The organism is Methylophaga sp., from assembly GCF_030651745.1.
Map to the genome: position 1 here is coordinate 1 of NZ_JAUSCC010000052.1, position 13,441 is coordinate 13,441.

Here is a 13,441-nt window from a genome sequence, read left to right on the forward strand (position 1 = left end):
TTCGGGCGGATGTATTCGATTACATTGAACGTTTTTATAACCCGAAACGTCGTCATTCGACATTAGGCGGAATTAGTCCGGTAGAATTTGAAAAAGGCTATACGGGCTTAACTATGTGTCCGTGAATTTGTGGGAAACCCATGGAGTATCCCGAAAATTGAAGATTCGATAAAGAAAATATCGAGAGGAATTTTGCTGCAAAAACCGCAATTTGTTTGGGGTAACAAAGAACGGGGTGTTCTTACCGTATTTTGTTGTCTTTGCATTAGTTTAGGGCAGTGTAAAACCTCAATTTGCGTTAACGTTTACCACTGAGCCAGTGGTATCCAACTACTTTCGGAAACGCTTAAAAGAATTATCAAAACTAATCTTCTCGGAAGCGTCTAGGATTTCAGAAAGCCCGCTGATAGTGCGACTGCTTATTTTTTCAGTGCAATAGTACAGCTCTTTATTTTCGTCGTTCCTGAAAAGGTGAAAGTACTTTTTTAGCGAATCGTTTATCTCAAATTTTAGCCGTTCTACGGTGTGAGGCATGAATCTCTTATTTTCAAATCCAGTGACTTCGATCAAGATAGCTTTTCTATGAATAATATCTCCACGAAACTCATGTAATCTGTTGAACCACTCATGATGTTCTCTGGCTACAAGAGTTCCAAAGTCGTGCTCTGAATAAACCTCTTTAGTTTTTTTAACAAAGCCATTCCATTTCAAGGTCTGGCACTTAGGCCCGTACAAATATAAACCTAGGTAGTTTCCGAAGTAATCCGACAGTGATCCAAGATTGAACAAGATATTATCAAAACAATAGCTCAGCTGATTTATTGCATTGAAAGTGAGATCCAGTTGGTCACCAGTGTCTCCACTATTCACTTCGTATTTCTTTACATGCACATCGATAAATTGCTTAAGAATAGACATCTGCTGAAACGTGGCTCCCAGCCGATGCTTAACATAGTCTCGACGTGTAGTGCACTCTTTGGAGTGCGGAAACATTAAATTCTGCCCGTATTTATTCAGGGCAAGCTGAGAATTATTCTTTAGCAATTTTCTGTCAAATTCTCTGAATATTTGCACTAAACTTCCTAGAAGGGCTTATGGTTGCGCATAACCGCGCGCAAAAAAAGCAGAGCGAAGCGCCACTTTTTGAAATCCGATTTTATGCGATTGTTAGCCAATTTTAAGTTGCTTCACACCATTCCACAGCATGTTTTCAATAATCTCTTCAGAACGTGAAATGGTTTTCTCTTTTCTCTCACCATGTGAAATAGAACCTCGGCTTGTTGTTTTAAACTCGCTTAGAAATTCGAGATTGAAGCGCTTCGTGTACATCTTTGATTCTGCTGCATCTTCCTTTTCTTCGTCGCGCCATACAATAGTGATCCAAAATTCTAATTTGTCTTCCTGGCCTAGATTCAGTTCGCCGATCTTTTTATTAAACGATTGTTTTTTCTTATCTAGTGTCAGCGATATCGAAGGCCCAGCAGACGTGCCTAAATCTTGATAATTAGTCCATTCAAGTGAAACTCCAAGTAAATCTTTAACAACATCGACAAGGTGCTTAACCGTAAGATCTGGAGAAAAAGGTACTTCTAGTATCGCAGGTGTTCGATTATTAGAGATACGCATGATCAGACTAGAACACTTAACTTATGATGCATATTGCGAGACGTAATGGGGAAAGTAGCTTTGGTTTTCAAATGCTTGAATTACGCGTTCTTTCGCCACAGGCACTCTATAGTCAAAACGATCATAGATTAAATTTGCGTGGCGAATGCAAAGCTTATCCCAATACTCTGGACCTAAAAATTCTATTTGTTTTTCATTTAACCCTAGCTCTTTAGCAGTACCTATAATCGACGTGAATGCAGTGCCAGTGTAATTAGCGTTTGTGGCAAACGCAAAAGCTTCCCATGAGAGTTTTTCTTTCTCTGAAAAGGCGGAGTTTAGAGATTTTATACTTTCAGTTGAATTTAGAGACCCGAACGCGCCTTGTTCATTACTCTTACACTGAAATGCTCTTTGTGCATTTCTATGAAGTATGTCGACCCCTTTATCGGGTGGCCGAAGCCGAATCAAAGAAGAGTCGTTAAGTTCCGCATCCAACAAAGTAAAACAAAGTGATTCCCATGCATCACCGAAGCTTGTGTCTGGCGGATTAATACGAAGAAACTGAGCTGAAAAATCAAACTTCAAGATGCTTCCTTATTGTGTTGGCTAACGCCTGCATTTTCGGCTGGTTTGGAGCGCAGCGGAAACCCAGTCCGGCAACATGCGCTTGTTAGAAGATTTTTGCGTGATCACACTCTACTACTTCAAATTGCTTCCCTGATTCACGACCGTCAAAGTATGCTAATACTTTATTGCCGCCTAGAAAAATTACGGATTTTGATTCATTAGCCCATTCGTCTCCACAAAGATGGGAAGAATTAAAGTCTGTGTTGAGAGCAAATGTTCGAGTTATATCTTTTATGTGCATTGTAAAATTAAGCATTAATGTCACAAAGAAAGACATTAAGAAAGTTAGAGCAAAGATTCCTGCAATAATCTTCAGCGTTTTCTTAATTGAAAAACCTACTAAAAGTGCAATACCCAAAAAAGGTATTATAAACATTGAAATTACTATAGTTGCCGTATGAATACCGGCCAAATAGTCGGGATAGTAAAGAAGACTTACTGGAGCAACTAAGACAGTTAGAAACGCGCCTGTAATACCAAATTTAGAAGGATCTACCGGAAAGGTGGAATTTAACAATGCTGTAGCCCACGATTGAGCATATAGAGAGTAAACAAATACAATGTACGAAATAACAACAGTCCAATGCCAGAATTTTAAGTGCTCCCTTATCTGTTTTCCTGTATCAGATAAAGACAACCAGAATAATGCATTTATATGTGGTAGATAGCCTGTATATACCAAAAGAATCGTTAGAGTGTAAATATTCATTTTAATGAAAGCTATAGCAATCAAAGCCACCCACAAATAGAGAGTGTTTAAATGAATGTTATTGAATATTTTCAAGTCAGCTCCTTGAGCATGGGGAACTCATTCTTCTAACGTTTGCAGCAGGGGCGCGACGTCAGGAGCGTCCCTTGCCTGCATTTGTTAGTAAATTGTTTGCAGCTTCATAGTGCTCTTTCCGAGTAAGCTGCATGCCCTGAAGGTCAACGAAACTTCTACTAGTTTGCTTCAAGTTAATCGCCCACTTGGATGGATCAACAAGCTGCATCCCTTTGTTTTCTTTCAGCCAGCGTCTCAGTTGGGAACGCCTAAAGCCAGGCTTCACTTCACTGTTGAAAATAACTAAATGGAAAACCAATGCTCCAATGACTATGGATCTTACAATATGGCTACCTGAGATGCCCGGCACCCAAGATAACCTCACGAAAAATGGGTTTGAGTAGCCTTGGTCCGAAATTGGCAATTGGCTCGAAAATTTCACCGCCTCCTCATTAGAGAGCTTCTCCGGCTTAACTAAGCCAGCTAGCAGGAAAATATTTTTCGGGGCTCCCCGGTCGCCCTCACCACCCAATATAAACCCTCTGTAACATTCCAATATATGCGCTTGATTTTTTGCCGCCCTTGCAGAATTGAAAGAGAGCTTCATTAGCCACCGCAAAAGCAAGCAATGATCATACTGGACAACTTTATTTTTCAGAAGAAAATTATCGACAAAGACTCCAGCATCAGTAAGAAAATTCTTTCCGTAGCCATCAAGCTCGCTCAAAATCCCATTGTTGCATTGCCTACAAACATCTCTTATTTTAGCCTCACCACCTACTATTTTTTTGGCGCTTTCATTCCACCCGATGTTACCACCACTAGTCCTTTGGTAGCTGTATAAGAAACTAGGAATAATATGCTCACGCGAAGGCGAACATTCATTATCACAGTAGGCACAAATTGACATGCTGCTTCCCTAGTAACGCCTGTAACACTTGTCCGAAAAAGCGTAGATTTTTTGGGTCAAGTGCTTTTTTTTGTTAACCAAGATTTTCACAATATACGATTCCATCGCCGTCCATGTAACCAAAAGTATGCGGATGAAATAACTTTGGTCCTGGATAAAATGAATTCTCTTTCGGCCCATGATATAGAAGTATAAGTATGAGCAATGCAGCACTAGAGTTTAAAGCATTCTTTAATGTCGCCCGATTAAAATGGGTAGTTCGATGGTGCTTTACCTTATTATTGCTCTGCCACCATAATGGTGGATTATTTTCTTCTTCCCAGTTACTCCAAGGCCTAAGCTCTATACCAAACCTTGGAATCGTTAATCTTGCATTAACTATGCGAGGATATCTTGGCACAATTATGCTTCGATACGCATTAATGCCGCTTGCAGCTGCGGAAGGAGCTATCTCTTCACAGATATGTCTAGCCAGTACATCAACCTCTGCTGAAGCAGCCATCAAAATCCTAGCCAACTCTATGGAATAACACTCGTAGTTAGCTTCCGTAATTTCAATCCACCTGGACAGCCGCGAGATATCTTCTTCTATGCAGAGAAAATAGTTCAGATGATCAGGTAGTTTGTAATGTTCTATTCCCATTCGGTTTCATCCATAGGGCTAACGCCTTGCTCACTGGAAAATTTCGAGCGCAGCGAGTAATTTTTCCGCGTGCAGCAAATTGTTATGCCTTAGCGCTCCAAATGATTGAGAATCAATTCCTCAGTAAACACGATCGTCGTATCGACATCACCCAACTCGAACTCGCCCCATTGTGCATGTGTTGCCTTCGTGCGTACGTGTGCTGCAACCTTAGCGCGTTTTGCCTTCACTTGGGTTAGAGTTCCGGACTTAACAAGATCGTCGATTAACGTATCTAATTTCTTGCCTTTCTCAGTAACACCCGCGTTTCGACAAATGCTCCGCAATGAGTCCTCAAAAACAACACCGGCAATTACACCAGCCTCATTCTTACGCTTCTCTCTTGCATATTCCTTTGCGTGGTCCAAGAAGTCGTCAAAAACAGCCGCTCTAGTTTGATTTTCTATAGAGGCTAACAAGCCCAAATCAATGTCTTCCAATAGCGCCTTAAGAATTACTGTAACTTCACCTACCGACTCTTGTGTACAGTATCCGCGATCTAAACCACATATTTTATCCACGGACATCCTATATGGATTGCTGGGGTTGTTTACAACCAAATGTACGATATTGTGAGTTGAAGCTAGCCACGCAACACAATCTTGCAGATGCGCCTTATTACGCACTTGGCCGTGCTCGTTTCCATGTTTTAGCTGATCACCTGACCGTATTAGGACACCGAACTTGCTTCTCACTCTTTCGTCAATTTCCATCGGCAGCTTCCATTTTATAAGGCATAACAGTCTGTTAATGAGGTCTGCGACCTCATAATAATTATTAACGTGAATGGATCATAAATGTAGTGCACTAAATTCGCGCCAAATAACACATTGAAATATTTGATTTTTTTCAGGTAGGATTTTGCTGTATGAATTAATCGTGAATGATTAATTATTAGTTTTCTGCCCGAACAGGCTTGGAATTGAGTTGATGCGAGCTGAATATCCATACCGGCCTCAAAATGAGAGATGGCTCACAATTTATACGGTTTTAGAAATTAAAACAAACCTTTGATTTATTTGAAATATTAATGGTTAGCCGGAGATATAAATTTACTGCAGATGATTTCATTGGCTGAGGTTAAATCTGTAATGACAATCCAAAGATTTTCTCTGTGATCTCTGTGCCTCTGTGGTTAATTTTTAAAAACCGATCAGCTCTCAAATCCCAGACAAAAAAATGGCCCAGTTTTAGTTCAAAACTGAGCCATTTTTAGTTAGCTGAATAATTAAGGGACTAACATTTACAACTCAGTCTTCAGACTTTCCAATGAAGCGGTAAATGACCGCGCCCAGAAGACCGCCGATAAGGGGTGCAACCCAGAAAAGCCAGAGCTGAGCAGTCGCCCAATCACCGACGAAGACTGCCACACCTGTGCTTCGAGCTGGATTGACCGAAGTGTTCGTCACCGGAATACTAATTAGATGGATCAACGTTAGACCCAAGCCAATAGCAATGGGAGCAAAGCCAGCAGGTGCTCGCTTATCTGTCGCTCCCAGTATGATGACAACGAACATCATGGTCATAACAACTTCGGTAATTAAAGCTGCTTGCAATGTGTAGCCGCCAGGCGAGTGCTCACCGTAACCATTCGAAGCAAAGCCGCTTGCCACATCAAAACCCGCTTGGCCCGTGGCAATAAGATAAAGTACGCCGCCCGCCAAAATGGCACCAAAGACCTGCGCGGCGATATAAGGTGGTAGTTCCTTTGCCGGAAACCTCCCACCGGCCCAAAGCCCGACGGAAACTGCAGGATTCAAATGACAACCTGAAATGTGTCCGATCGCGTAGGCCATTGTCAGTACCGTTAAACCAAAGGCAAGCGACACACCCACTAAACCTATACCGACTTCCGGAAAGGCCGCCGCTAGCACTGCACTACCGCAACCTCCCAGAACCAGCCAAAATGTACCAATCAACTCTGCTGCATACTTTTTCATGTTTCTTTCCTTTTATTAATAAAGTGCTTCCTAACAGGCAGTTAATGAGGTCTTTAACCTCAGAATAATCATTCACGTGACTGGCTCATAAGCAGATCTGTTCTGCATGGGCAGCTTTAAGTGACTGAAATTTAATATGTTCTTCAGGGGATTTTGGACGAGATTCATTAATCGTGAATGATTGACGATTAATTTTCTGTATGAACAAAATTGGAATATGGGTGTGGGGGTAAGCTGAATATCCATATCGGCCATCAAAAATGTGAAAGACAAAATTCTAATACTATTCAGGAATGTCAGAAAACCTTTTTTGAATGCCCCGGGTTTGCCTGAGATGCTAGCGATGATGGTTTCACTTGATGCCAGAAAGGCACAATCCTCGACAATTGTTTTCTCGGTGCCCTATGGTTAATTTTTAAAAACAGATTAATTCACAAATCATGGACTAAAAAATGGCCCAGTTTTACAAAAACTGAGCCATGTTTATTTAACTAAATAGTTTTAATGGTGATGATGATCACCAGTGCCATCCACCACGCTCACAAACGGTGCTGGATATTGCAGGGTAGATTGTCCATGTCCGCCGTGACCAGCGTGGGCTGAATGATCCATTTCATCATCTTCCTTGGTCATATCCATCTGGTGATCATGATGATGTTGATGCGCTGAATGATCCGTTTCCGCTTTAGCCTGAGCATGTTGGTGCTGATGGTTTTTGTGTTGGCTATGATCGCCTGAATGTTCGCTTTCTTGCTTGGCTTTGCCATGCTGGTGTTGATGCTGGCTGTGATCATCTGAAGGTTCAGTTGCCTGATTCACGCTCTGCTCGGGTTCTTGGCGAAATTCCTCTTCATCTTCTTCAAAATCCATTTGACGATATTGGCCTTGCACTTGTCCTCGGGTTTCAACTGCTATTTCGGCAATCTGATCCCAGTGCAATTCGCCTGATTCGCATTTCTGCGTGACCGGGAAATACAGCACGCTGGTTGCACCGACGCCAATCCGACCACGGAAGATAAATTCATCAAAATGAATATCACTTAACGAACTACCCGACCAGGTAATTTGCCGCACTGCTTCGGTTATCTCTACACCATCCTTAAAAAAGGGACGTTCAACCTGTCTTTTGACAACTTCCAGCTGCCAGCCAGCTTTGGGCATGGGCTGTACGAATTGCAGACCTTCGGGGATATCAACCGTTATACGGGTGGTCGCCGAACCATCGCAACCGGCGATAACCGTCAATACGCCTTTGTAATAACTGCCACTTTCCGCCTGCGTTTGTTCGAGAAATACTTGAGCATTTGCCAAACCGGGAATCAACATCGCCAAGCACAAAAGTTTATTTTTCATCATTTTTTCCAACCTGATTTCTATTAAGGGTAAACACCCGTTTCGTTTTATTCGAGTGATATTACTTAAGCATATCCCGAATATTGGATAAATGCGCTTTGCCACGCTCTTTTCGTTCTTCTGGATCGACCTGGGTTTTTTCGGTCATCCAGATCAAATCTTCTGGTGGTAACTCTCGGAGGAAACGGCTTTCTTCGCATTCCACTTTTTCACCGTAACGTTTACGGGTGTTGGCCAGAGTCATTACCAAGCTACGTTGTGCCCGGGTGATACCGACATACGCCAGCCGCCGCTCTTCTTCGATGGAGTCTTCTTCAATACTGGTCCGATGCGGCAGAATTTCTTCTTCCATTCCGACAATGAAGACATGCGGGAATTCCAGCCCTTTAGCGGCATGTAATGTCATCAAATGCACCGCATCAGCCTGATTTTCATCGGCTTGACGATCCATGATATCCATCAAAGTTAAACGGGCAGCAATATCACCTATCGATTTTTCTTCGGTGTCCTGATCAATCATTCGCTCGATCCAGCCAACCAATTCATCAACGTTTTCCATACGGCGATTGGCTTTATTGGGATCGCCACTGACTTCTTCCAGCCAACCGCGATAATTGATTTCTTCGATCATATCCTTGATGGCATCAAGCAGATTGCCACGGGCAGCACGATCGGCAATATCAATCAGCCAACGGGTAAAGATTTCCAGATTTTGTACGGATTTAGGTGGCAGACTTTCGGCCAGTCCCATTTCAAAACAGGCACCAAACATGCTGGTGTTGCGTTTGGCAGCGTATTCACCGAGCGCCTGTAACGTGGATGAACCTATGCCTCGACGTGGCGTATTGATAACTCGTAAAAAGGCATTGTCGTCATCCTGATTGGCCAGCAGACGCAGATAGGCCATGATGTCTTTGACTTCAACACGCGAGAAAAACGAGGTACCGCCAGTGAGGAAATACGGCACATTATGTTCGCGTAATACTTTTTCCAGCGAGCGGGACTGATGATTGCTGCGATACAAAATCGCATAGTCCTTGAAACTCGCCTGGTGTTTGAGCTTGTGATACAGCAGTTCGGAAATAACCTTTTCCGATTCATGTTCATCATCACGGCAACCGATCACCCGAATCGCATCACCCTCACCCATCGCACTCCAAAGTTTCTTTTCAAACACATGCGGGTTATGGCTGATTAGTTTGTTGGCAACACGCAGAATACGGCCCATCGAACGGTAGTTCTGTTCGAGTTTAATCAGATTTAATCTTGGGAAGTCGGTTTGCAGTTGCACCAGGTTTTCGGGTCGGGCACCACGCCATGAATAGACTGATTGATCATCGTCTCCCACCACGGTGAGTTTTTCACGGATACCAACCAGCTGCTTGACCAGTTCATACTGGCAGCCGTTGGTATCCTGATATTCATCCACCAGCAGATAGTGGATTTTTGCTTGCCACTTCTGCAACACATCACGATGTTCACGAAACAGAATTACCGGCTTTAAAATCAGATCATCAAAATCTACGGCGTTGTATGCCTGCAAAGCTTGCACATAACGTGGATAGACTTTGGCCGCAAATTCCTCCTGAGCACCATCGGCGATCTGGGCGGCCTGTTCTGGCAGGATCAGCTGGTTTTTCCAGTTTGAAATCAGATTTTGCACTTCCTGAGCATGATCGTTGTCAGCAGCAAAATCGCGTCCCATTAAGTCACGAAATACAGCCAAAGAATCCTGTGCATCAAAAATAGAAAAGCCGGGCCGATAGCCCAGTGATTTGCCATCACGACGCAGGATATTCAGCCCAAGTGTGTGGAATGTGGAAACCATCAAACCACGTGCCGAGGCTTGTCGGGTAGACATTAAATCAGCAACACGCTCCTTCATCTCACGAGCGGCTTTGTTGGTAAAAGTCACAGCGGCAATATTGCTGGCTTTGATGCCGCATTGCTCGATCAGATAGGCAATCTTACGGGTAATAACCCGCGTTTTGCCACTGCCGGCACCGGCTAACACTAACAACGGTCCATCGATGTAACGCACAGCTTCCCGCTGTTGCGGATTGAGATCTTTCACTAAATATTAATTCGCTGTGTCGAGGCGTCGATAGCCGATGGCTTCTGTTAAATGAACCGTCTGAATGTTGGGTGAACCGGCCAAATCAGCAATGGTTCGGGCTACTTTAAGAATCCGATGATAAGCACGCGCCGATAAGCCAAAACGGCTGATGGCTTTTTCTACTAATTGAAAATCCTGATCTGACAAGGCGCAAAAAACCTCTAATTCTTTATGTTGCAGTGCGGCGTTGGCTTTATTGGCACGAGCCAGCTGAATCTGCCGTGCCTGAATTACCCGCTGACGAACCACTTCACTGGACTCCGGCGGAATGTCATTTGGTTGTGGCCGCAACAGTTTTTTATCCACTGCCGGCACCTCCATCAACATATCAATACGATCCAGTAACGGGCCGGAGATCTTACCACGGTAGCGCCTGACTTGCTCTTCTGTGCAATGACATCTTGCCTGCCCCAGATACCCGCAGGGACAGGGATTCATCGCTGCAACCAGTTGAAATTTCGAGGGAAATTCCGCCTGATTGGCAGCACGGGAAATTGTTATTTTTCCAGACTCAATCGGCTCGCGTAAAACTTCTAAAACTTTTCGATCAAACTCCGGTAATTCGTCGAGAAAAAGCACGCCATGGTGTGCCAGCGAAATTTCACCCGGTTTAGGCTGACTACCACCACCTACTAATGCCACTGCCGATGCTGTGTGATGTGGTGCCCGAAATGGTCGTTGCATCCAATTTTCCACCTGAAACCCTACCGAAGATATTGAATGTATGGTTGCCGTTTCAATCGCTTCCTGTTCATCCATTGGCGGTAAAATTCCCGGCAAACGACTAGCCAACATAGTTTTACCGGTTCCAGGTGGTCCAGCAAAAAGAATGCTATGAGAGCCAGCAGCAGCAATCTCCAAAGCCCGTCTTGCCGATGCCTGACCACGCACATCGGCTAAATCAGCATAGTTATTTTGAATTTTCTGCTGTTTATTCAGATTGCTTGGTAAGCGTAATTGATCATGCAAATGGGCACAGACTTCCAGCAACGTCTTAGCAGCAAAACTTTCCCCCTGCTCGGTAAGGGCCGCTTCTTCAGCATTTTCAAATGGCACCATTAATTGTCGGTTGGATTCAGCAGCGGCTAAAGCGGTCGGTAATACGCCACGAACAGCACGTAATTCACCCGTCAGCCCCAACTCACCGATAAATTCCATATGACTTAACGATTGCACCGGGATTTGATTGGAAGCGGCCAAAATGCCCAACGCAATCGGCAAATCAAAACGTCCGCCCTCCTTAGGTAAATCCGCAGGTGCCAGATTGATGGTGATACGTTGCTGGGGAAAAGTGAACTGAGAGTTAATCAATGCTGATCGAACGCGATCCTTGCTTTCCTTAACCGCCGTTTCCGCCATACCCACAATCGACAAACTCGGCAGACCATTAGAAAGATGTACTTCAACGGTAACTGGCTGAGCATAAATACCCGTCAAAGCACGACTGTAAACCGTGGCAATACTCATAATCCTTCCCTGGAAAATTAGTGTGTATCGATTCTAGACGATTAGAGCTATGTGATGAAGACCAATGCTGGCTTAATCAAAACTGGTTATCAGTTTTTCCTATAAATCCTAATTAAGGATAGGGTCCGCCCATTCTATGCAGCAGTGGTGGTGATAAAAGATAAACCGCTCCTAGTCAGCATCCACCACGATACTACCATTATCGATTAAAGCTTCCAGCAATAAGGATTGATCCAACACCGGATCAAAATTACTGAGCCCCAGATCAGTAAATGTGGTGTTTTCCAACGTAATTATATGACCAACATCACCACCGACTTCCGGGGTAACTGACAGTACCAGATGCTCACCTACCTGCTGCAGATTCAGATAGTCACTGATATTATCGCCAGCACCAACAGTGATTAAATCGGCAAGATTGACTGAGTCGCCGGCGACAGGATCAAAACCGGTAATAGTCTGACTGTTTAAGTTATTATTCAGCTCATCTTCCAGCTCCTGCCATTCAACCGTATCACTATGGCTGTCTGCCACCATAGTAGTGCTCATGCCTGCCACCAGTATGCTATCGCTTTCGTCAGCATCGGTATCATTACCGTCATCTTCTACCACGATGTCATCGCTATAACTGCCCAGCATCGCGCTGTCTTCAAAATCATCAATACCAGATTGAGCAGTGACGGAGACATAAAAACCATCATGATTGTCAGGTGAGTCACCATTGACGATCAAGTAACTGATTTCATGGGCTTCATCAATAAGCAGATACTGGCCGCTTCCAGTAAAGGCTAATTGTCCGATTTCCACACGATCAGCATCATACATAATCAGTGTGCCACCAATTTGATTACCCTCATTGGCACTGATCAATACAGTAAGTTGGCTGGCTGGTTCGATGAATTTAAACAGCAGGGATTCGTTATTATCGAGTCCGTCAGTACGACCGGGCTGATTACCGGTCTGGCCAACACCATAGCCCAGAGCATGTTCGCTCACTAAGGCATTAAACTGAGCCAGATTGCCGTTTTGTAACCAGGCAGCATAGCCTTGTCCTGACTGCGCCAGTGGAAACTGACTATCAATGTCGATGGGAGTGATGCCATTGCCTGGATCATCAGGTGGGTTGTCATTGCCAGGATCATCAGGAGGACTGCCATTGTCATCATCGACAGGTAATGTACCGCCACCATTATCTACAGGCGGAATGACAGGATCTGCCATAGTGCTACTGATAATGGCATTCTCGACAATGATCTCTGGCGATTGTACTGCAGGACCTGTCGTATCAAATCCCGATTCGGGAATAACTGAGGGTGCCAGATAGTCGACATAAACAGCTTCATGACTGCCTTCACTTTCTTCAACTCCGGCGCCAGCTGCTGCGGGATCTGCTGCAAGCGTGGGGTCGACACCGGCTAATATCGCCTGTTGCAAAGCGCTAATATCCACTTCCGGTTCCGCCAAAGCGGTATTGGGATTAAAGACATCGGTATTCAATGTAATAGTGGTATTACGGCCAATATCAAGCACGCTGCCATCAAGAAAGAGAATGCTTAGTGAGCTCTCAGCGTCAGACTGAATAACATCGTCTGGATAAACTGGCACGCCATGCTGGAGTGAACGATGACTACCGTCAGTGTTCTGGACAGAGGCCGTGCCAGTGATAAAAGAGATAAAGCCAATAGAAGTTGCCATCTGAACACTCCTGAACAGGATGAAGATGAGATGCTTAGTTTAAAGCTGTCTAAGCATAAGCAAAGAAATGGCCGTGATCGCCAACGTTGAGATTGTTGACTTGTAGATATAATTGATACTAGTCCTGCTGGACTAGATAAACAAGTTAGTTCGATATCCTGAGCTTTAGAATTATAGGAGATGCTTCTCTTTTATTTTTTTGGGCTACATCAGGTATAACGAAATAGGGACAGGCGCAAAAAGTTGCTATCGCATACGCCTTAGCACCACCGGGCAACAT

General features: G+C 44.1%; 13 protein-coding genes and 1 pseudogene. 1 reads left to right on the top strand and 13 read right to left on the bottom strand.

The window, feature by feature from the left end; genetic code table 11:
* A partial coding sequence (locus tag Q7V21_RS05765) for an IS3 family transposase (RefSeq protein WP_228682929.1) occupies window positions 1–125 on the top strand: 125 nt, incomplete at its 5' end.
* On the opposite strand, the pseudogene Q7V21_RS05770 reads toward Q7V21_RS05765, so the two are convergent.
* From Q7V21_RS05770 to Q7V21_RS05830, 13 genes and pseudogenes are all read right to left on the bottom strand, one after another.
* Window positions 112–249: pseudogene (locus Q7V21_RS05770) on the bottom strand (protein NO VEIN domain-containing protein); the annotation flags it as partial. The gene Q7V21_RS05765 and the pseudogene Q7V21_RS05770 overlap by 14 nt on opposite strands.
* Before the next feature lie 81 nt (window positions 250–330).
* A complete protein-coding gene (locus Q7V21_RS05775) occupies window positions 331–1,074 on the bottom strand; it encodes a hypothetical protein (protein WP_304916361.1) in 744 nt (247 codons plus the stop codon).
* Window positions 1,075–1,167: 93 nt separating this feature from the next.
* On the bottom strand, window positions 1,168–1,626 hold the full coding sequence (locus Q7V21_RS05780) for a hypothetical protein (RefSeq protein WP_304916362.1): 459 nt from the start codon (window positions 1,624–1,626) through the stop codon (window positions 1,168–1,170).
* A 21-nt stretch (window positions 1,627–1,647) separates the two neighbouring features.
* Window positions 1,648–2,193 carry a hypothetical protein gene (locus Q7V21_RS05785; RefSeq protein WP_304916363.1) on the bottom strand — a complete coding sequence of 182 codons (546 nt, stop codon included), beginning with the start codon at window positions 2,191–2,193 and terminating at the stop codon, window positions 1,648–1,650.
* Window positions 2,194–2,278: 85 nt separating this feature from the next.
* A complete protein-coding gene (locus Q7V21_RS05790) occupies window positions 2,279–3,019 on the bottom strand; it encodes a hypothetical protein (RefSeq protein WP_304916364.1) in 741 nt (246 codons plus the stop codon).
* A 58-nt stretch (window positions 3,020–3,077) separates the two neighbouring features.
* Window positions 3,078–3,908, bottom strand: a complete 831-nt coding sequence (locus Q7V21_RS05795) for a hypothetical protein (protein WP_304916365.1) — start codon at window positions 3,906–3,908, stop codon at window positions 3,078–3,080.
* A 73-nt stretch (window positions 3,909–3,981) separates the two neighbouring features.
* Window positions 3,982–4,551 (bottom strand): hypothetical protein, encoded by a 570-nt coding sequence (locus tag Q7V21_RS05800; protein ID WP_304916366.1) that lies wholly within the window; start codon window positions 4,549–4,551, stop codon window positions 3,982–3,984.
* Window positions 4,552–4,640: 89 nt separating this feature from the next.
* Window positions 4,641–5,303, bottom strand: coding sequence for a hypothetical protein (locus Q7V21_RS05805; RefSeq protein ID WP_304916367.1), 663 nt, complete (start codon window positions 5,301–5,303; stop codon window positions 4,641–4,643).
* A gap of 537 nt (window positions 5,304–5,840) precedes the next feature.
* On the bottom strand, window positions 5,841–6,530 hold the full coding sequence (aqpZ, locus tag Q7V21_RS05810) for an aquaporin Z (protein ID WP_304916368.1): 690 nt from the start codon (window positions 6,528–6,530) through the stop codon (window positions 5,841–5,843).
* 501 nt (window positions 6,531–7,031) lie between these two features.
* Window positions 7,032–7,886, bottom strand: a complete 855-nt coding sequence (locus tag Q7V21_RS05815; protein WP_304916369.1) for a YcnI family protein — start codon at window positions 7,884–7,886, stop codon at window positions 7,032–7,034.
* Window positions 7,887–7,944: 58 nt separating this feature from the next.
* A complete protein-coding gene (rep, locus tag Q7V21_RS05820; protein WP_304916370.1) occupies window positions 7,945–9,957 on the bottom strand; it encodes a DNA helicase Rep in 2,013 nt (670 codons plus the stop codon).
* A gap of 6 nt (window positions 9,958–9,963) precedes the next feature.
* On the bottom strand, window positions 9,964–11,466 hold the full coding sequence (locus tag Q7V21_RS05825; protein WP_304916371.1) for a YifB family Mg chelatase-like AAA ATPase: 1,503 nt from the start codon (window positions 11,464–11,466) through the stop codon (window positions 9,964–9,966).
* A 171-nt stretch (window positions 11,467–11,637) separates the two neighbouring features.
* A complete protein-coding gene (locus Q7V21_RS05830) occupies window positions 11,638–13,161 on the bottom strand; it encodes a retention module-containing protein (protein ID WP_304916372.1) in 1,524 nt (507 codons plus the stop codon).
* Window positions 13,162–13,441 lie beyond the last annotated feature (280 nt).